This window comes from Caballeronia jiangsuensis (assembly GCF_046030135.1).
Lineage (GTDB): Bacteria > Pseudomonadota > Gammaproteobacteria > Burkholderiales > Burkholderiaceae > Caballeronia > Caballeronia jiangsuensis.
In genome coordinates this window covers 128022-147185 of the sequence record NZ_JAQQDB010000011.1, presented here as the reverse complement: position 1 = coordinate 147185, position 19164 = coordinate 128022, and the positions used below count along the sequence as shown (strand labels likewise).

At 60.6% G+C, this 19164-nt stretch carries 18 protein-coding genes; 1 reads left to right on the top strand and 17 read right to left on the bottom strand.

Translation table 11 applies throughout. The features are described 5' to 3' along the window. Positions 1–44: 44 nt before the first annotated feature. A complete protein-coding gene (hemE, locus tag PQR08_RS14085; RefSeq protein WP_408161536.1) occupies positions 45–1142 on the bottom strand; it encodes a uroporphyrinogen decarboxylase in 1098 nt (365 codons plus the stop codon). 183 nt (positions 1143–1325) lie between these two features. Between hemE and PQR08_RS14080 the strand changes: the two genes are divergently transcribed. Then, a complete protein-coding gene (locus PQR08_RS14080; protein WP_187608084.1) occupies positions 1326–2165 on the top strand; it encodes a transporter substrate-binding domain-containing protein in 840 nt (279 codons plus the stop codon). Positions 2166–2168: 3 nt separating this feature from the next. Here the strand turns inward: PQR08_RS14080 and PQR08_RS14075 are convergent, their stop codons facing one another. The 16 genes from PQR08_RS14075 to mnmG all read right to left on the bottom strand — a co-directional run bounded on the left by PQR08_RS14075 (position 2169) and on the right by mnmG (position 19108). Further along, entirely contained in the window at positions 2169–3116 is a 948-nt protein-coding gene (locus tag PQR08_RS14075) for an alpha/beta hydrolase (RefSeq protein WP_408161534.1), read from the bottom strand. 619 nt (positions 3117–3735) lie between these two features. Beyond that, positions 3736–5466, bottom strand: coding sequence for an AMP-binding protein (locus tag PQR08_RS14070; RefSeq protein ID WP_408161532.1), 1731 nt, complete (start codon positions 5464–5466; stop codon positions 3736–3738). A 277-nt stretch (positions 5467–5743) separates the two neighbouring features. Continuing rightward, complete coding sequence (locus tag PQR08_RS14065) at positions 5744–6169, bottom strand: F0F1 ATP synthase subunit epsilon (protein ID WP_029672474.1); 426 nt, start codon at positions 6167–6169, stop codon at positions 5744–5746. A 75-nt stretch (positions 6170–6244) separates the two neighbouring features. Next, positions 6245–7639, bottom strand: a complete 1395-nt coding sequence (gene atpD, locus PQR08_RS14060; protein ID WP_222946708.1) for a F0F1 ATP synthase subunit beta — start codon at positions 7637–7639, stop codon at positions 6245–6247. Between the two features lie 44 nt (positions 7640–7683). Then, positions 7684–8568, bottom strand: coding sequence for a F0F1 ATP synthase subunit gamma (atpG, locus tag PQR08_RS14055; protein ID WP_187608087.1), 885 nt, complete (start codon positions 8566–8568; stop codon positions 7684–7686). A gap of 64 nt (positions 8569–8632) precedes the next feature. Beyond that, positions 8633–10174 (bottom strand): F0F1 ATP synthase subunit alpha, encoded by a 1542-nt coding sequence (gene atpA / locus PQR08_RS14050; RefSeq protein ID WP_035499351.1) that lies wholly within the window; start codon positions 10172–10174, stop codon positions 8633–8635. Between the two features lie 56 nt (positions 10175–10230). After that, entirely contained in the window at positions 10231–10773 is a 543-nt protein-coding gene (locus PQR08_RS14045; protein WP_187608088.1) for a F0F1 ATP synthase subunit delta, read from the bottom strand. 2 nt (positions 10774–10775) lie between these two features. Next, positions 10776–11246 (bottom strand): F0F1 ATP synthase subunit B, encoded by a 471-nt coding sequence (locus PQR08_RS14040; RefSeq protein WP_029672469.1) that lies wholly within the window; start codon positions 11244–11246, stop codon positions 10776–10778. Between the two features lie 133 nt (positions 11247–11379). Then, positions 11380–11649: a F0F1 ATP synthase subunit C gene (atpE, locus tag PQR08_RS14035; RefSeq protein ID WP_007180033.1), complete on the bottom strand. Its 270-nt coding sequence runs from the start codon at positions 11647–11649 to the stop codon at positions 11380–11382. 89 nt (positions 11650–11738) lie between these two features. After that, the gene (atpB, locus tag PQR08_RS14030; RefSeq protein WP_187608089.1) at positions 11739–12590 is read right to left on the bottom strand and encodes a F0F1 ATP synthase subunit A; all 852 of its coding nucleotides are present in this window, start codon (positions 12588–12590) and stop codon (positions 11739–11741) included. A gap of 177 nt (positions 12591–12767) precedes the next feature. Beyond that, positions 12768–13313, bottom strand: a complete 546-nt coding sequence (locus PQR08_RS14025) for an ATP synthase subunit I (protein WP_029672587.1) — start codon at positions 13311–13313, stop codon at positions 12768–12770. A 210-nt stretch (positions 13314–13523) separates the two neighbouring features. After that, positions 13524–14660, bottom strand: a complete 1137-nt coding sequence (locus PQR08_RS14020; RefSeq protein ID WP_408161528.1) for an SLC13 family permease — start codon at positions 14658–14660, stop codon at positions 13524–13526. A 12-nt stretch (positions 14661–14672) separates the two neighbouring features. After that, positions 14673–15575, bottom strand: coding sequence for a ParB/RepB/Spo0J family partition protein (locus PQR08_RS14015; RefSeq protein WP_035499361.1), 903 nt, complete (start codon positions 15573–15575; stop codon positions 14673–14675). Positions 15576–15621: 46 nt separating this feature from the next. Further along, positions 15622–16401 carry a ParA family protein gene (locus PQR08_RS14010; RefSeq protein WP_238209372.1) on the bottom strand — a complete coding sequence of 260 codons (780 nt, stop codon included), beginning with the start codon at positions 16399–16401 and terminating at the stop codon, positions 15622–15624. 80 nt (positions 16402–16481) lie between these two features. Beyond that, positions 16482–17147 carry a 16S rRNA (guanine(527)-N(7))-methyltransferase RsmG gene (gene rsmG, locus PQR08_RS14005; RefSeq protein WP_408161525.1) on the bottom strand — a complete coding sequence of 222 codons (666 nt, stop codon included), beginning with the start codon at positions 17145–17147 and terminating at the stop codon, positions 16482–16484. Next, positions 17144–19108 (bottom strand): tRNA uridine-5-carboxymethylaminomethyl(34) synthesis enzyme MnmG, encoded by a 1965-nt coding sequence (gene mnmG, locus PQR08_RS14000; protein ID WP_408161523.1) that lies wholly within the window; start codon positions 19106–19108, stop codon positions 17144–17146. The genes rsmG and mnmG overlap by 4 nt, the downstream gene beginning before the upstream one ends. Positions 19109–19164: the final 56 nt, after the last annotated feature.

Sequence of the window (19164 nt, the reverse complement as noted above, 5' to 3'; positions counted from 1 at the left end):
TTGCGCTGCAACATGCACTCGCAACGCCGGCTCTTGTATATGAGCTACCGCGTGGCTTGTTTCGCGCGCATCGCACGGCTATGACGATGGACTTCGTCGACGAGCTCCGCGACGCTCTCCGGCGGCGTGAACTGCGAGATTCCGTGGCCCAGATTGAAGACGTGGCCCGGAAAATTCCCGAAACTCTCGAGCACAGTGCGCGCTTCTGTACGGATCGCCGCGGGCGGCGCGAAGAGCACGTTCGGATCGATGTTCCCCTGCAGCGCCACGCGTGCGCCCACCTTTTCTCGCGCCTTGCCCAGATTCATGGTCCAGTCGAGACCGACCGCATCGACGCCCGTCGCGGCGATTTCCTCGATCCACAATCCGCCGCCCTTCGTAAAGGTGATGACGGGCACGCGCACGCCGCCGTGCTCGCGCTTCAGACCCGCGACCACCTTCGCGATGTATTCGAGCGAGAAGCGTTGATACGCGCCATCGGCGAGCGCACCGCCCCACGTGTCGAAGATCATGACGGCCTGCGCGCCCGCTTCGATCTGCGCATTCAGGTACGCCGTCACGGCTTGCGCGTTCACATCGAGGATGCGGTGCATCAGGTCCGGACGCGCATAAGCCATCGATTTGACCGTGCGGTGATCGTCCGAACCGCCGCCTTCGACCATGTAGCACGCGAGCGTCCACGGGCTGCCGGAGAAACCGATCAGCGGGACCTTTTGACGGCCTTGTGCGTCGGTGAGCGCGCGGCGGATCTGGCGCACGGCGTCGGTGACATAGGAGAGCGTCGCGCCGATGTCCGGCACGGCGAGGCGCTTCACGTCGTCCTCGGTGCGCACGGTGCGCTCGAAACGCGGACCTTCGCCCTGCACGAAATTCAGGCCGAGGCCCATCGCGTCGGGGACGGTAAGAATGTCGGAGAAGAGAATCGCGGCGTCGAGCGGAAAGCGTTCGAGCGGCTGAAGCGTCACTTCGGTCGCGTAGTCGGGATTCTTCGCGAGCCCGAGAAAACTCCCCGCACGGGTGCGCGTCGCGTTGTACTCCGGGAGATAGCGCCCCGCCTGGCGCATCAGCCAGATCGGCGTGTAGTCGGTCGGCTGGCGCAGGAGCGCGCGCAGGAAGGTGTCGTTCAGAAGAGTGTGTGGCACGTCGCTCGATGCTGAAGGCAAAGAATCATTCATTCTACCGGACCGGCCGGGCGTTTTCGTTGACTGAGCCCGGCAATTCGGGAAGTCTCATGCAGCGCGGCCTATGCGTTTCGGACGAGTATCCGGCGACGCGAACGCCTCGGTATCATCGACGGAACCCTACAACTAGAACCAGGAGAATAGATGCAACGCACGTCTGTCAGTCTCGCCGCCTCGGCCCTTGTCATGTCGCTCGCGCTCCCCGGCGTCGCGCACGCTCAAACGGTTCAGGCGGGCACCGTAGCCGGCGCGAAACCCGCCGCGCCCGCGCCAGTTGCAGCACCCTCGCGGCTCGACGATATCCTCGCGCGCCACACGCTGCGCGTCTGCACGACGGGCGACTACAAGCCGTACTCCTTCCTGCGTCCGGACGGCCAGTTCGAGGGGATCGACATCGATCTCGCGGAGAGTCTCGCGAAGTCGCTCGGCGCGAAGGCGGAGTACGTGAAGACGTCGTGGTCGAACCTGATGAACGATTTCGTCGCCAAGTGCGATATCGCCGTGGGCGGCGTCTCGACCACGCTAGAGCGGCAGAAGCGCGCCTTCTTCACGGCGCCGTACATGGAAGACGGCAAAACGCCGATTGTCCGTTGCGACGATGTCGACAAGTACCAGACCGTCGCGCAGATCGATCAGCCGAACGTGCGCACGATCGTCAATCCGGGCGGTACGAACGAGCGCTTCGCGAAGCAGTTTTTCCCGCACTCGCAGTTGATCGAGTACCCGGACAACGTGACGATCTTCAAGCAAATCCTCGAAGGCAAAGCGGACGTGATGGTCACGGACGCATCCGAAACGCTGCTCCAGCAGAAGCTCAATCCCGGGCTGTGCTCGGTGCATCCGGACAAGCCGTTCCAGTTCGGCGAAAAGGCGTATCTGTTGCCGCGCGGCGATGTACCGTTTCAGCAGTATGTCGATCAGTGGCTGCATCTCGCCCGGTCGTCGGGCGAGTTCCAGGCCGTCTATGACAAATGGTTGAAGTAACGCTCAGCGCGCGGCGCGCACGAGTTCGCCTGCGCGCGTGCCGATCTTGCGCAGCCAGCCGAGCGCCGCTTCCGACTGCGAGTGCATGCGCCCGAATCCGTGCGTCATGGCGTGCGCTTCGATCATCTCGACGCGGCCGCCGTTGGCTTCCAGGAAACGCTTGAGTTCGAAGGCGTCGTCGTAGAGCGGATCGTAGGCCGCCGCGACGACGAGCGCAGGCGCCGGCGTGCGCTCGAACGGCTCGGACAGCGGGAACGCGCGCACGTCGTGCTCTTCTGGCGCATCGCCCGATAGAAATTGCGTCCAGTACCACTTCATTTCATCGTTCGTGAGCCCCGGACCGTTTGCATTCGCGATGCAACTGGGGCTTTCGAACTGGCGGCGCATCACCGGATAGAACAGCAATTGCAAGCCGACGAGGCCAGCCACGCGCTCGTTCGCCGCGCGCGCCGCGACGACCGCCAGATGCGCGCCCGCGCTGTCACCGCCGACGGCCAGCCTGTCGACCGCGAAACCGAGCCGCGATCGATGCTCCGCGAGCCAGATCAGCGCGTCGAGCGCGTCCTCGCACGGCGCAGGAAACGGATGCTCCGGCGCGAGGCGGTAATCGACGCTCGCCACGGCGCATTGCGAATCCTGTGCGAGCCGTGCGACGAGCCCATCGTGCGTGTCCAGGTCACCGACCACCCAGCCGCCGCCGTGAAAGTACACGATGAGCGGCAGCGGCCCCTGCGCGCCCGTCGGCCTGTAGACCCGCGCGGCGAGCGTGCGTCCTTCGAGAGCGATATCGATGTTTTGCGCAATCACGGCATCGTCAGGCTTTCGGGCGTAAGCTTTTGCAATGTTGCTGAAGCGGTCTCGCACCGTCCGCGCATCCGCATCGGGCGCCAAAGCCGGGAAGGCTTCGTCGACGGCGCGGTAGTAACGGAGCAAGGCTGCGTCGATCGTCATGCGTGTCTCCATAGCGTTTTCTCGTTAAATGATCATTTGCGGGCAACTTGCGCATCGATTTCATGCGTCCGCACGTTCGATTTTCGCGGAAATCCAAAAATATCGCTCTGGTCCGAAAATCGGCATTTGGCGGCGAGGTCAGGCCGATCGAATAAATGATCCGAATAACAGACAATATATCCGTGAAAATCGGATGATTCGCGCGACAAAATTTCCCCTCCGCCTTATCCGACGCGGGTTACAACCTGAAACACTTTGTTACGGCGACTCTGAATCAATTCGCCCACAATCTGTGAAACGGTTTCAACACGGATGTATTGGGCTGCGCTGTGCGAAAGTCGCGTGGTCCGATAGCTGGCTGTGGCCTAAGCGCTCAGATTTTTGGGGCATCGGTGTTGGGATCGTTATTCGAATGTAATCCGTTCGAAATCCCACGTGTGGTCTCCTCGCGCTAACCCCGTAGCGTGTGGTTTTTAGCGGGCTCCAGGCCCGCTTTTTTTTCGCCCGGACAAACGTTTGCGTTTCTTGAGAGATTCAGAACTCGAACGTTTCATCCAATGACAGAAGGGAGCGCCGCGGCGCTCCCTTCGTCGTTTCGTGATTTCGAATGCCGTGAGGCTCAGGCCGTCTTGGTTTCGGCGAGCTTCAGTTCATCGATCATGCGCGCGCGCATCACGAACTTTTGCGCCTTGCCGGTGACGGTCATCGGCAATTCGTCGACAAAGCGGATATAGCGCGGAATCTTGTAATGCGCGATCTGCCCTTTGCAGAAGTCACGAATCTCGTCCTCGCTCGCTTGTTCGCCGGGACGCACGACGATCCACGCGCACACTTCCTCGCCGTACTTCTGATCCGGCACGCCGAACACCTGCACCGACTGGACCTTCGGATGGCGGAACAAAAACTCCTCGATTTCGCGCGGATAGACGTTCTCGCCGCCGCGAATCAGCATGTCCTTGAGGCGTCCGACGATGTTGCAATAGCCTTCGTCGTCGAGCGTCGCGAGGTCGCCGGTGTGCATCCAGCCGTCGACGATCGCCTCGTCCGTCTTGGATTCGTCGCCCCAGTAGCCCTTCATCACCGAGTATCCGCGCGTGCAGAGTTCGCCAGTCTCGCCGACGGGCACGATGTTGCCCGATGGATCGACGATCTTCACCTCGAGATGCGGCTGAATGCGTCCGACGGTCGTCGTGCGCTTGTCGAGCGGATCGGTGGTCGAACTCTGGAACGACACCGGGCTCGTCTCGGTCATGCCGTACGCGATGGTGATCTCGCTCAGGTGCATCGTCGAAACCACGCGTTTCATCGTTTCGATCGGGCACGGCGAGCCTGCCATGATGCCCGTGCGCAGACGGCTCAGATCGTACTTCGCGAAATCGGGGTGATCGAGTTCGGCGATGAACATCGTCGGCACGCCGTGAAGCGCGGTGCATTTTTCGTCGTGGACAGCGGCGAGCGTCGCGCCGGGGTCGAACGCTTCGCCCGGAAATACCATCGTGCAGCCGGTCGACACGCACGCGAGCACCGCCAGCACCATGCCGAAGCAGTGGTAGAGCGGCACCGGGATGCAGAGCGAATCCTGCTCGGTGAGGCGCATCGCCATCGCGATATAGCGCGCGTTGTTGACGATGTTTCGATGCGTGAGCGTCGCGCCCTTCGGATTGCCCGTCGTGCCGCTCGTGAACTGGACGTTAATCGCGTCGTCCGGACCCAGCTTCGCTTCGAGCGCGTCGAGCTTCGCTGCGTCGAGTTGGGTGGCGCCCGTGCGCATCACATCGTCGAAGTTGAGCATCCCGGGCGTCTTGCCATCGCCCATGCGGATGACGGCGCGCAGTTCCGGCAGCTTCGCGGCATCGAGCGCGTTCGGCGCGGCGTGGGCGAGTTCGGGCGCGAGCGTCTGCAACATCTCCAGATACTTCGATGACTTGAACTGCTCAGCCGCGATGATCGCCTTGCAGCCGACCTTGTTCAGCGCATATTCGAGCTCGGCCAGCCGGTACGCCGGATTGATGTTGACCAGCACCGCGCCCATGCGCGCAGTGGCGAATTGCGTAAGCAGCCACTCGGCGCGATTCGGCGACCAGATGCCGACGCGATCACCCGCCTGAATGCCAAGCGCGAGCAGCCCGCTTGCAAGCACGTCGACCTGGTTCGCGAACTCGCGCCAGGTCCATCGAATGTTCTGCTCGCGGAAGACCACGGCAGGTCGTTCAGGAAAGCGATTCGCGGTTTCGAGAAGAAAACGCGAGACGGTTGCGTCGCTCAGAGCGATGTCGGTCGCGCCGCGAACATGGGAAATGCCGTCACGCGGTTTGATCTGCGCGCCGGTCTGCGTCGGTTCAGTTGCCATCGATGGTCTCCGCCAATATGAGTCGCCGCCCGATGAAGGCTAATTGGAGGCTATTGTGCATCGCAAAGACGCGCGCGGGCATTGAGTGTTTCCCCGCAACGCCGTCCTGGGGAAGGCGAGTAAAACCTCGCCGAATCAATGCGTTACGCAGACTCTGCCATCGATACACATAACCGATATGCACTAATGCCTGCGCGATTTGCCGATTTGGAGCATAAAAAAAGCAGCCCGAAGGCTGCTTTCTTTGAACTGCTGAACGTCGCTTGACGCGTCACACTTAGTGCTTTGCGTGCGCCTTGCGCAGACGCTGGATCGCCGCGAGCTGAGCCGTCGCGTACGCGAGTTCCGCTTGCGCGGTCGCGTACTCGAGTTCCGAGGTGTTGTTTTGAATCGCTTCCTCGGCACGCTTTTTCGCCTGCTCCGCCTTCGCCTCGTCGAGATCGGCGCCACGGATGGCGGTATCGGCGAGCACGGTCACGATGCCCGGCTGGATTTCGAGAATCCCGCCTGCAACGAACACGAACTCTTCCGAGCCGTCTTCCGCCTCGATGCGCACTGCGCCCGGACGAATGCGCGTGATGAGCGGCGTGTGGCCGGGCAGAATGCCCAGTTCACCTGCTTCGCCCGGCAGCGCGACGAACTTCGCCTGGCCCGAGAAGATCTGCTCTTCCGCGCTGACGACGTCTACCTTGATGGTTGCCATTTATGTCGACTCCTGGATTGAGTGTAGTTCGCGGGCGTCAACCGTCAGACTGACGCCCTTAGAGACACCCAACCTTTACTGGATCTTCTTGGCCTTTTCGAAGGCTTCGTCGATCGTGCCGACCATGTAGAACGCTTGCTCCGGCAGATGATCGCATTCACCTTCGACGATCATCTTGAAGCCGCGGATGGTTTCCTTCAGCGGCACGTACTTGCCCGGCGAGCCCGTGAACACTTCTGCAACGTGAAACGGCTGCGACAGGAAACGCTGGATCTTGCGCGCGCGCGAGACCGACAGCTTGTCTTCCGGCGACAGTTCGTCCATACCCAGAATCGCGATGATGTCGCGCAATTCCTTGTAGCGCTGCAGCGTTTGCTGAACACCACGGGTGATCGCGTAGTGTTCTTCGCCGATCACGTGCGGGTCGATCTGACGCGAGGTCGAATCGAGCGGGTCCACTGCCGGATAAATACCCAGCGAAGCGATGTCACGCGACAACACGACGGTTGCGTCCAAGTGGCCGAAGGTCGTAGCCGGCGACGGGTCGGTCAAGTCATCCGCAGGGACGTACACGGCCTGAACCGACGTGATCGAGCCGGTCTTGGTCGACGTAATACGCTCTTGCAGCTTGCCCATTTCTTCAGCCAGCGTCGGCTGATAACCCACTGCCGAAGGCATACGGCCGAGCAGTGCGGACACTTCCGTACCCGCCAGCGTGAAACGATAGATGTTGTCGACGAAGAACAGCACGTCGAGGCCTTCGTCACGGAAGTGCTCGGCCATCGTCAGACCGGTCAGCGCGACGCGCAGACGGTTGCCCGGCGGCTCGTTCATCTGGCCGTAAACCAGCGCCACCTTGTCGAGAACGTTCGAGTCCTTCATTTCGTGATAGAAGTCGTTCCCTTCACGGGTACGCTCACCCACACCGGCGAACACGGAATAACCGCCGTGTTCCTTCGCGATGTTGTTGATGAGTTCCATCATGTTCACGGTCTTGCCCACGCCTGCACCGCCGAACAGACCCACCTTGCCGCCCTTCGCGAACGGGCAGATCAGGTCGATAACCTTGATGCCCGTTTCGAGCAGTTCGGTCGACGGCGACAGGTCTTCGAACGCCGGCGCCTTCTGGTGGATCGAGCGCATCGTTTCCGATTCGATCGGACCGGCTTCGTCGATAGGACGGCCGAGAACGTCCATGATGCGGCCGAGCGTCGGCTTGCCGACCGGCACGCTGATGGGCTTGCCCGTATTCTTGACCATCGTGCCGCGGCGCAGACCGTCGGAGGCACCCAGACAGATGGTGCGCACCACGCCGTCGCCCAGCTGCTGCTGGACTTCGAGCGTCAGTTCGGTGCCTTCCAGAATGAGCGCGTCGTAGATCTTCGGCATGTGCTCACGCGGGAATTCCACGTCGATAACGGCGCCGATGCACTGTACGATCTTGCCTTCTACCAAAGCAGTAGTACTCATCGCATTTCCTTTAGATACTGTGTTCTTTCAAGCGGTCAGCAAAATCAGACCGCTGCGGCGCCGCCGACGATTTCCGACAATTCTTTCGTAATCGCGGCCTGGCGGCTCTTGTTGTAGACGAGCTGCAGTTCGTTGATCACGGTCTTCGCGTTGTCCGACGCGGCCTTCATCGCGACCATGCGCGCCGATTGCTCCGACGCCATGTTTTCCGCGACCGCCTGGTACACGAGCGCTTCGACGTAGCGCACGAGCAACTCGTCCACCACGGTCTGCGCGTCCGGCTCGTAGATGTAATCCCACGAGGTCTTCGGCGTGACGCCGTCTTCGTCCTTCGCGTCGAGATCATCCACCGACAACGGCAGCAGCTGCTCGATCACCGCTTCCTGCTTCATCGTGTTGATGAAGCGCGTGTACGCCAGGTACACCGCGTTGATCTTGCCTTCCGAATACAGGTCGAGCTGCACCTTGATCGCGCCGATCAGCTTTTCCAGATGCGGCGTGTCGCCCAGTTGCGTGACTTGCGACACGACACTGGCCTTCAGGCGATTCAGGAACCCGAGACCCTTGCTGCCGATCGCCGACGCCTCGATCTTGACACCGCTCTGATCGAGTTCCTTGATCTTGCTCAGCGACGCACGCAGGACGTTCGTGTTCATGCCGCCGCACAGACCCTTGTCGGTCGTGACGAGGATCAGGCCGGCCGTCTTCACGCCCTTGTTCTCGACCATGAACGGGTGGCGATACTCAGGGTTCGCCTTGCTCATGTGCGATGCGATTGCGCGGACCTTGTCGGCATACGGACGGGCGGAACGCATACGCTCCTGGGCGCGGCGCATCTTGGATGCGGCGACCATTTCCATCGCTTTCGTGATCTTGCGCGTGTTTTGCACGCTCTTGATCTTGCCGCGAATTTCCTTCATTCCAGCCATTGCTTACTCCTTGATCGAAGCCGCGCGACGTTCAACGACATCGCGCGTTGCTCCTCAGTCCCGATCAATAAGCGCCCGACTTCTTGAAGTCCTTCAGCGCGGCATGCAGTGCGCCTTCGTCGTCCTTCGACAAGTCTTTGTTGTCTTCGATGCGCTTAATCAGATCGGCGTGGCTGGTCTTCAGGAATTCGCGCATGCCCTTTTCGAACGGCAGAACTTGCGAGACTTCGAGATCGTCCAGATAGCCATTGTTGGCAGCGAACAGCGCGACAGCCAGTTCCCACACCTGCAGCGGCTGATACTGCGGCTGCTTCAGCAGTTCCGTCACGCGGCGGCCGCGTTCGAGCTGCTTGCGGGTGGCTTCGTCGAGGTCCGATGCGAACTGCGCGAACGCAGCCAGCTCACGATACTGCGCGAGGTCGGTACGGATACCGCCCGACAGCTTCTTGATGACCTTGGTCTGAGCCGCACCACCGACGCGCGACACCGACACGCCCGCGTTGATTGCGGGGCGGATACCGGCGTTGAACAGGTCGGTTTCGAGGAAGATCTGGCCGTCGGTGATCGAGATCACGTTCGTCGGAACGAACGCGGTCACGTCGCCGGCTTGCGTTTCGATGACCGGCAATGCCGTCAGCGAGCCGCTCTTGCCCTTGACTTCGCCGTTGGTGAACTTTTCGACGTACTCTTCCGAGACGCGCGCCGCACGCTCGAGCAGACGCGAGTGCAGATAGAACACGTCGCCAGGATACGCTTCACGGCCCGGCGGACGGCGCAGCAGCAGCGAAATCTGGCGATACGCCCAAGCCTGCTTGGTCAAATCGTCATAGACGATCAGCGCATCTTGACCGCGATCGCGGAAGTATTCGCCCATCGTGCAGCCGGCGTACGGCGCGAGGTATTGCATCGCGGCCGATTCCGAAGCCGAAGCCGCGACGACGATGGTGTACGCCATCGCGCCGGTTTCTTCGAGCTTGCGCACCACGTTCATGATCGACGAAGCCTTCTGGCCGATCGCGACGTAGATACAGATGAGGTCCTTGCCCTTTTGGTTGATGATCGCGTCGACGGCCACCGCGGTCTTGCCGCACTGACGGTCGCCGATGATCAGCTCACGCTGGCCACGGCCGATCGGCACCATCGAGTCGATCGACTTCAGACCCGTTTGCACCGGCTGCGACACCGACTTACGCCAGATCACGCCCGGAGCGATCTTTTCGATTGCGTCCGTAGCTTTCGCGTTGATCGGGCCCTTGCCGTCGATCGGGTTGCCGAGCGCATCGACCACACGGCCGATGAGTTCCGGACCGACCGGCACTTCGAGAATGCGGCCCGTCGTCTTGACGATGTCGCCTTCCGAGATGTGCTCGTATTCACCGAGAATAACGGCGCCGACCGAGTCACGTTCGAGGTTCAGCGCGAGGCCGAAGGTGTTGCCCGGGAATTCGAGCATTTCGCCCTGCATCACGTCCGACAGGCCGTGGATACGCACGATACCGTCGGTCACGGAGATCACGGTGCCCTGGTTGCGAACATCCGCGCTCGCTTCAAGGCCCTGGATCCGGCTCTTGATCAGCTCGCTGATCTCAGAGGGATTGAGTTGCATTATTCGCTCCTGATAGTCAATTCTGTTGCGTGCCAGCTTCAGACACGGTCGATCGCTTAAGCGGTCAGAGCCGTCTGCATGCTGGCGAGGCGCGCGCGGACCGAGGTATCGAGCACTTCGTCGCCAACCGTCACGCGAACGCCGCCGATCAGCGACTGATCGATTTCGACGATCGGCTTCAGCTTGCGCTGGAACTTGCGTTCGAGGCTTGCAACGAGGTCGTTCAACTGTTCGCCTTCGAGGGGGAACGCGCTCACGATGTGAGCATCGGCAGCACCTTCACGGGCGTTCTTCAGCTCGTCGAACTGGACGGAGATTTCCGGCAGCAGCGACAGGCGATGGTTCTCGACCAGCATGCCGACGAAGTTCTTCGCCTGAGCATTGCTTTGTGCCAGCGGCGACTTCACTGCGGCGAGCAGGAGATCGACGATCTGCTGTCGGTTTACCTTCGGGCTCGAAGCGACCGATTCCACTTCGGGCAGACGCGCAACCTGTGCCAGCTCCTCGACGAAGGTGGACCAGCCCGCGAGATCGCCGGTTTCGGCTACGCGGAACAGCGCTTCTGCGTAAGGACGAGCGATGGTTGCAAGTTCGGCCATGATCAGAGCTCGGTTTTGAGTTGATTCAGCAGATCGGCGTGAGCTTTCTGATCGACTTCGCGCTTCAGAATTTGCTCGGCGCCCCTGACGGCAAGGGCCGCGACTTCGGCACGCAGCGTTTCGCGCGCCTTCACGACTTGCTGGTCGGCGTCAGCCTTGGCTTGCGCGACGATGCGCGCGGCTTCGGCCTGAGCGTTGGCCTTGATTTCTTCTGCGACTGCTGCGGCGCGCTTTTCGGCGTCGGCGATGCGCTGCTGGCCGTCGTTACGCGCTTGCGCGAGTTCCTGGTCGACGCGCTTGTGCGCCGCTTCGAGTTCCGCTTTGCCCTTGTCGGCGGCGGCGAGGCCGTCGGCAATCTTTTTCGAGCGCTCGTCGAGGGCGTTGATCAACGGCGGCCACACGAACTTCATCGTGAACCACGCGAGGATCAGAAACACGACCATTTGCGCAAACAGGGTTGCGTTGAGATTCACGGTGTTTCCTTAAACGTTGCTTGATCGGAGGTGAAACGGTTAAAAGGCGCTCATCGGCTTGTTGAGCTCGATCAGCGCCTCATCCGTTCCGTTCAGGCGTCTTTGCAAATCAGACGCACAGTTCCGAGGAACCTCAGCCTGCGAGCTTCGAGAGCAGCGGGTTCGCGAACGCAAACAGCATTGCCACACCAACGCCGATCAGGAACGCCGCGTCGATCAGACCAGCCAGCAGGAACATCTTGGTCTGCAGCGGGTTCATCAGTTCCGGCTGGCGAGCGCACGCTTCAATGTACTTGCCGCCCATCAGACCGATACCGATACAGGCGCCGATTGCACCCAGGCCGATGATGATGCCGATACCGATGGCGGTCAGACCCTGGATGTTGGCGATGAAAGCTTGCATGATCACTCCTTTGATTAAAGACTTTGGAACTGGATTTATAAAAAACGAAAACCTAAAACCTGAACGATTCCGGAACGTGCCGCAACGCGTCAGTGTGAGTCATGCGCCTGGCCGATATACACCAGCGTCAGCATCATGAAAATGAACGCCTGCAACAGCACGATCAGAATGTGGAAGATCGCCCAAACCGTGCCCGCGACCACGTGGCCGATGAAGCCGAGCACAGAAGCGTCCGCACCGAACGTCCACATGCTGCCCAGAAGGGCGATCAGCAGGAACAGCAGCTCGCCGGCGTACATGTTGCCGAAAAGCCGCATGCCGAGCGAAACCGTCTTGGCGACGAACTCGATGATGTTCAGCGCGAGGTTCGGAATCCACAGAAGCGGATGCGCGCCGAACGGAGCGGACAGCAGCTCATGCACGAAGCCGCCGGCGCCCTTGATCTTGAAGTTGTAGTAGATCATCAGCACGAACACGCCGAGCGCGATGCCGATGGTGCCGTTCAGATCGGCCGTCGGCACGATGCGATGATGCGGCAGCGCTTCCGACAGACCCAGCCAGCCGATGACACGGCCCGGCAAATCAACGGGGATGAAGTCCAGCGAGTTCATCAGGGCGACCCAGACGAACACGGTCAGCGCGAGCGGAGCGATGAAACGGCGGCTGCCGTGAATCATCGACTTCGACTGATCTTCGACCATTTCGACCAGCATCTCGATGGCGCACTGGAACCGCCCGGGAACACCGGAGGTCGCCTTGCGTGCGGCAAGACCGAGGATGAGGATGGTTACGAGACCGCACACGATCGACCAGAAAAGCGTGTCGAGATTCCAGACGTGGATGTCGAAAATCGACGTCTGTGCGTGCGTGGAAAGGTTCTGCAAGTGGTGCGCAATGTACTCGGACGGATCCAGAGCGTGCGTTCCTTCGCTAGCTGCCATATCGTTAAAGCCACCCAAATTGTCAAAAATCTTTCGCCGCCTGTCGCTTCCGAGCCGCCGCTTCGCTGAGCGGCTCCGGGTCGAGAGGCCTGAGTGCGGAACAGGGTCCGCACGTCTTCATATGTGATGCTACTTGCAACCTGTGCTGCAGGCACTTACCTGGGACGTCAAGAATCGTCACCGTAGCGCCATTGCAACCCAGTAAGTCTTCAGGGCGACGATGTACGTGACGAGCAGCGGCAACCACAACGCGCTCTTGTACCAGTACGCGACCGCCACGAACATGGCGATCGTCGCTCCCATCTTGAGCGCCTCGCCGATCATCCAGCTCATGATCGTCTCCGCGCCGCTCTTCGCCCTCAGGCGCGCGGCGAACAAAGCGCTCGGCACCCAGCAGATTGCTCCCCCCAGAAATGCGGACAGCGCAGCATCACCCGGCGGCTTGTAGAACAGCCACCAAAGCAGCGTCGCACCCAGGGACAAAACCATTTGCGCTGCCACGACCTTAAACGGCGTGACACGCGATGGACGACTCACCTCGGGCCCAAACAGCTTCTGTGCCTGATCCCGCGTGAGCGGAACGATATTGTTATCTTGCGCTTCGGCATCCCACGCGTCGGCAGACGAACTGCGCGGCTGATTTCCGGAGGCGTTCGCATCGCCGGTTGCGTGAGCGTTCGGCGCTCGATTTTCCTCTCGCACCGTCTTCAAACCTTCAACCAAGAGTCCGGAAAATCACCCTGCGCTTTCGCTGCGCTTTCGAGGTGGCCTAGCTGATAAATCCGGGCGATTGTAAGCGATTGTTGTCGCGGATTCAATAGTTTAGGTGTGTCAAAAGCCAAGCGGACGAAGCTTAGAAATCAATCTCAAAAGCGAGACTTTTCTTGCAATTGCAAGGAGATTCTCATTCGATGGCAGAGCCTTCGGTGAGCGTCAAACGAGCGCCCAACCGATGACCATTGCCACGATCCAGAATGGTATCGACACCATGTGAAACGGCATCCACATACCCTTTTCACCGGACAATCGCACGGCGATGAGATTGGCCAGCGAGCCGATCGCCACGCCGAATCCACCGACGCTGACACCGAATGCGAGCGCGCGCCAGTCCTTCGTGAATTCCGCGAGCACGATGGCCGCGGGCACGTTGCTGATCGCTTGCGAGAGCACGGCGCCGGCCGCATACGCGCGCGCTGGCGTGCCGATTCCAACTTGGGCGATGGCTGCGTGAATCGATGGCAACGCGGCCGCGCTACGCAGCACGATGAACATCATCACGAAGATGAGCAGCAGCAGCCAGTCGATCCTGAACACGATCTCGCGACGCCACAGCAGGAAGACGATCGCGAGCGCGGCAAGCGCCGGGCCGACATGATGCGCATCGGCGAGCGCCACGAATATAGCGAATGCAAGCACACTCACGCCGCACAACATGCGATCGACGCGGTGCTCTTCGACATCGCCGGATAGATCGAGCGGTTTCGCGCGGAACATCGCGAACGTGACGATGCCAAGCAGCGCCATCAACGCGGCGCATAGCGGCAGCATCGCCCACACGAACGCGGGGAAACCGACGCCGCCCGTTTGCCATAGAAAGAGGTTCTGCGGGTTGCCAAGGGGCGTGAGAATCGAACCCGCGTTGACCGAGAGCGCGATCACGATGACGAGCCGCTTGATCGGCAGCGGTGCGAGCTTGTGCAGCGACAATGTGAGCGGCACGACGGCAAAGAGCGCGACGTCGTTGGTCAGCACGGTCGAAAGCCCCGCAGCAAGCGCCACGAGCAGCAGCGCCAGGGTCCGCTCGCCATGAATGTGATGCACGAGCCGATGCGCCGCCCACATCAGGAATCCTGATAATTCGATCGCCTTCGTCAGAATCAGGAGGCCGGCTAGCGTGAGCACCGTCTGCCAGTCGACGAGACCGGGCAGCGACATCCACGGACGCGGATGCGCGATCTGCAGCGCGAGCAGCGCGAAGATGAGAATCGCGAGAACCGGCTCTTTCGAGACGGTCCTCCAGATAAGCGCGAGGAAGTCGGAACGCGTGCGCTTCGCGTTGAATTCGGACAAGATCCGTGCGAATCAGTTGGCGGGAGTCGGGGCTTCGATACTGCCGCGCAACTTGGTGAGGATGCCTTCGAGCGAGTCCAGATTGCCGAAATCGATCGTGACTTTGCCCCGCCCTCTTCCGCCCAATTTGATCTTCACGTTCGCGGAAAGTAGATCCGACAGCTCTTCTTCCAGACGACGCGTATCACGTCCGCCGTCGTTTGCGGCGCGTGCTTTTGTCGCAGGCGCTTCCTTGGTCGTCGCCGCCACCAAGCGTTCGGTTTCACGAACCGACAAACGGCGATTGACGACGTGATTGGCAAGCTGGATTTGCGTCGCCGCATCGACCGCGAGTAGCGCGCGCGCGTGGCCCATGTCGAGATCGCCGGCGAGAAGCATGGTCTGAACGGGCGATGCGAGGTTCAGCAAACGCAACAGATTCGATACGGCGCTGCGCGAACGCCCGACCGCTTCGGCCGCCTGTTCGTGAGTAAAGCGGAATTCGTCGAGCAGACGCTGGATGCCCTGCGCCTCTTCCAGCGGGTTGAGATCCTCACGCTGAATGTTCTCGATCAGCGCCATCGCGGCGGCGGCCTGATCTGGCACGTTTTTCACGAGCACCGGAACTTCGTCGAGTCCCGCAAGGCGCGCGGCACGGAAACGTCGCTCGCCCGCGATGATTTCATAGCGATCGTCGCCGATGGAGCGCACGAGAATCGGCTGCATCAGGCCCTGCGCGCGAATGCTCGCCGCGAGTTCCTGGAGCGCGCCCTCGTCCATCCGCGTGCGCGGCTGGTACTTGCCGGCCTGCATCTTATCGAGCGACAACACCGAGGGCGCGCCCTCGCCGCGCACGGCTTCCGTAATATCGACGCTGCCGCCGAGCAATGCATCCAGGCCTCGGCCTAGACCTTTCTTCTTCATCACAGCGCTCATTTCGGTTCCTCCGTCAGCGTTCTCTGTCGCATCGAATGGGTTTTGCTTAGTTGACGTTGAGCGCACGCACACGCTCGATCATTTCCGTGCCGAACTGGATATACGCCTGCGCGCCGCGCGACGACTTGTCGAAAACGACGCCAGGCAGTCCGTAGCTCGGCGCTTCGGCAAGGCGCACATTGCGCGGGATCACAACGTCGAACAACTTGCTGCCAAAGTGTTCCTTCAATTGGTCCGACACTTGTTGCTGCAGCGTAATTCGGGGATCGAACATCACACGCAGCAGGCCGATGACCTTGAGATCGCGATTCAGATTCGCATGCACTTGCTTGATGGTGTTCACGAGGTCCGACAATCCCTCCAGTGCGAAATATTCACACTGCATGGGAATCACGACACCGTGGGCTGCGCACAGCGCGTTGAGCGTCAGCAACGAGAGTGCCGGGGGGCAATCGATCAGTACAAAGTCATAGTCATCGACTACCTCGGCGATCGCCGCCCGAAGGATGCCCTCGCGATTTTCCATCTGCACGAGTTCTACTTCGGCGCCCGCCAGCTCGCGGTTTGCGGGCAGTACGTCGTAGCCGACGGCTTCCGGGCGCGTACGCGCCTCGCGCAGCGTGACGCCATCGACGAGCACTTCATAGACAGTGTTCTCGCACGCGGCCTTGTTGATGCCGCTGCCCATGGTCGCGTTGCCCTGCGGGTCGAGGTCGATCAGCAACACGCGCTGGTCGAGCCCTGCGAGGCTGGCCGCGAGATTGACCGCTGTCGTGGTCTTTCCAACGCCGCCCTTCTGATTTGCGACGCAGAAGATTTTTGCCATCGTTTAGTGTCCTCGTTTTTCGCTGTCAGAAGATCAGCGTGCCTGGCTGGAATGCTGGATGGAACCTGTACGACGGACCGTCAAGCTGGCTCGACGGCAATCTCAACGATGTGTCGTTCCGCGTCGAGCATCGGAACGTTCAGTCGCCCGATGCCGAGCACTGTTGCGCCCGCCGGCACACGCGCGGCTTCGGCTTCGGGCCTGACGCCCTTCATCGCCAGAATTCGCCCATCGTCGGCAACCAGGTGACGCGCAAGTGTAACGAAATCGGAGAGCTCTGCGAATGCGCGCGACACGATTAAATCGAATTTTCCCGGGACTTCGACTCCCGGACGTAAACTTTCGACGCGACCAGTCACAACCGACAGATTGTTCAGACCCAATTGCACCTTAGCCTGCGACTGAAACGCGGTTTTCTTGTGAACGATGTCATTGAGCGTGACGCGCAGTTCCGGCAGCGCGATCGCCAGTACGATGCCAGGTAGGCCGCCTCCGGAGCCGACATCCAGCGCTGTGGCAGGCTTGCGCGCGGAGACTGCCGGAACGATCGCGAGCGAATCCAGGATGTGCTGAATCAGCATCTGCTGCGGATCGCGGATCGCCGTCAGGTTGTAGACGGAATTCCACTTGCCGAGCAGCGCGACGTAATCGAGAAGCTTCTGAATTTGCGAGGGCGACAGCGCAATATCGAGTTCGGCGACGCCCTTCTCGAGCGTCGTCGCCAAGGATGGATTGCGCTCCGTCATTGAACCGCCGTCGGGTTATCGGCAATCGAATCGTCGCCAGCCGCATTGCGACCACGGCGGCCAGCGCCGCGCTTCAGATGAACCATGAGAAGCGAGATCGCGGCCGGCGTGATGCCCGAGATACGCGAAGCCTGCCCGATCGTCTCCGGGCGATGCTGAATGAGTTTCTGGCGGGCCTCAAAGGACAAACCTCGGACTTCGTTATAGTCGAGAGCTTCCGGCAGGCGCGTATTTTCCTGCGCTCCATTCCGCACGATTTCGTCCGCCTGACGATCGATGTAGCCCTGATATTTCACACCAATTTCGATCTGCTCCTTGATCTGAGCGAGCAGGATCGGATCATCAGCGAGTGATGTCTCGGGACCGCAAGCGCCATCACGGAGCGAACAGATTCCGTCGTAAGAAACGCCGGGCCGTCGCAGAAGATCGGCAAGACTATATTCGTGATCGATCGGCTTACCCAGTAACACTGTCGCCTCTTCCGCCGGAAGCGTCTTCGGATTGACCCACGTAGAACGAAGGCGTTGTGTTTCACGTGAAACAGCATCGCGCTTGCGGCTGAAGGCGTCCCAGCGGACGTCATTGACGACACCCAACTCGCGCCCGATCTCCGTCAGACGCATATCCGCGTTGTCTTCGCGCAGCGACAGGCGGTACTCGGCGCGACTCGTGAACATCCGATACGGCTCTGACACACCACGCGTGACGAGATCATCGACAAGGACGCCTAGGTACGCTTGATCGCGGCGCGGCGACCAGGCTTCTTTCCCTTGAACCTGCAAACCCGCGTTGATACCCGCCAGCAAGCCCTGAGCAGCAGCCTCTTCGTAGCCAGTCGTACCATTGATCTGCCCTGCAAAAAACAGTCCGTTGATCGCCTTCGTTTCGAGCGAAGCCTTCAACGCGCGCGGATCGAAATAGTCATATTCGATCGCGTAGCCAGGTCGCAGGATGTGCGCATGCTCAAGGCCGCGCATCGAGCGAACGAGTTCGAGCTGGACGTCAAAAGGCAGACTGGTGGAAATGCCGTTCGGATAGAATTCATTCGTGGTCAACCCTTCCGGCTCCAGAAAGATCTGGTGCGCGTCCTTCGAAGCAAAACGATGAATCTTGTCTTCGATAGACGGGCAATATCGCGGTCCGACGCCTTCGATCACGCCTGTATACATCGGCGACCGATCGAGCCCGGAGCGGATGATGTCGTGCGTCTGGGCGTTCGTGTGAGTCACCCAGCAAGGCAGTTGACGCGGATGCTGCTCCACGCGCCCAAGGAACGAGAACACAGGGATCGGATCAAGATCGCCCGGCTGCTCTTCGAGCTTGGAAAAATCGATCGTCCGGCCATCGATTCGCGGAGGCGTGCCCGTCTTGAGACGGCCTTGGGGCAGCTTTAGCTCCTTGAGCCGCGCCGAAAGCGATACTGCGGCAGGATCGCCCGCCCGGCCACCGACGTAGTTATTCAGTCCGACGTGAATTTTCCCGTCGAGGAAGGTGCCAGCAGTCAGCACGACCGCGCGGCCTCGAAAACGAAGCCCAACCTGCGTCACCGCGCCGACAACTCGATCGCCTTCGACCATCAAATCGTCGACGGCCTGCTGAAACAGCCACAAATTGGGCTGATTTTCGAGTCGATGTCGGATTGCCTGCTTGTACAGCAGACGATCGGCCTGCGCGCGCGTTGCCCGCACAGCCGGCCCCTTCGACGAGTTGAGAATGCGGAACTGAATCCCCGATTCGTCCGTCGCCGCTGCCATTGCCCCGCCGAGCGCGTCGACTTCCTTGACAAGATGGCCCTTACCGATCCCGCCGATCGACGGATTGCAGCTCATCTGACCCAACGTCTCGATATTGTGGGTCAAAAGAAGGGTCTTACAGCCCATACGTGCAGAGGCGAGCGCCGCCTCTGTGCCTGCGTGACCGCCGCCAACGACGATCACATCAAATTCTGTGGGATAAAGCATTGGGATCTCGTGTGCGAACGACACGAACCTGGGAGAGAGAATAACTTTGGATTATA

What these genes read in the sequence shown, in the direction of transcription:
- atpE (WP_007180033.1), bottom strand. Translation starts at nt 11,649, where the DNA reads ATGCAAGCTTTCATCGCCAACATCCAGGGTCTGACCGCCATCGGTATC.
- PQR08_RS14075 (WP_408161534.1), bottom strand. Translation starts at nt 3,116, where the DNA reads ATGACGATCGACGCAGCCTTGCTCCGTTACTACCGCGCCGTCGACGAA.
- rsmG (WP_408161525.1), bottom strand. Translation starts at nt 17,147, where the DNA reads ATGACGGAGCGCAATCCATCCTTGGCGACGACGCTCGAGAAGGGCGTC.
- atpG (WP_187608087.1), bottom strand. Translation starts at nt 8,568, where the DNA reads ATGGCTGGAATGAAGGAAATTCGCGGCAAGATCAAGAGCGTGCAAAAC.
- atpB (WP_187608089.1), bottom strand. Translation starts at nt 12,590, where the DNA reads ATGGCAGCTAGCGAAGGAACGCACGCTCTGGATCCGTCCGAGTACATT.
- PQR08_RS14010 (WP_238209372.1), bottom strand. Translation starts at nt 16,401, where the DNA reads ATGGCAAAAATCTTCTGCGTCGCAAATCAGAAGGGCGGCGTTGGAAAG.
- PQR08_RS14080 (WP_187608084.1), top strand. Translation starts at nt 1,326, where the DNA reads ATGCAACGCACGTCTGTCAGTCTCGCCGCCTCGGCCCTTGTCATGTCG.
- PQR08_RS14065 (WP_029672474.1), bottom strand. Translation starts at nt 6,169, where the DNA reads ATGGCAACCATCAAGGTAGACGTCGTCAGCGCGGAAGAGCAGATCTTC.
- PQR08_RS14015 (WP_035499361.1), bottom strand. Translation starts at nt 15,575, where the DNA reads ATGAGCGCTGTGATGAAGAAGAAAGGTCTAGGCCGAGGCCTGGATGCA.
- atpA (WP_035499351.1), bottom strand. Translation starts at nt 10,174, where the DNA reads ATGCAACTCAATCCCTCTGAGATCAGCGAGCTGATCAAGAGCCGGATC.
- atpD (WP_222946708.1), bottom strand. Translation starts at nt 7,639, where the DNA reads ATGAGTACTACTGCTTTGGTAGAAGGCAAGATCGTACAGTGCATCGGC.
- PQR08_RS14045 (WP_187608088.1), bottom strand. Translation starts at nt 10,773, where the DNA reads ATGGCCGAACTTGCAACCATCGCTCGTCCTTACGCAGAAGCGCTGTTC.
- PQR08_RS14070 (WP_408161532.1), bottom strand. Translation starts at nt 5,466, where the DNA reads ATGGCAACTGAACCGACGCAGACCGGCGCGCAGATCAAACCGCGTGAC.
- mnmG (WP_408161523.1), bottom strand. Translation starts at nt 19,108, where the DNA reads ATGCTTTATCCCACAGAATTTGATGTGATCGTCGTTGGCGGCGGTCAC.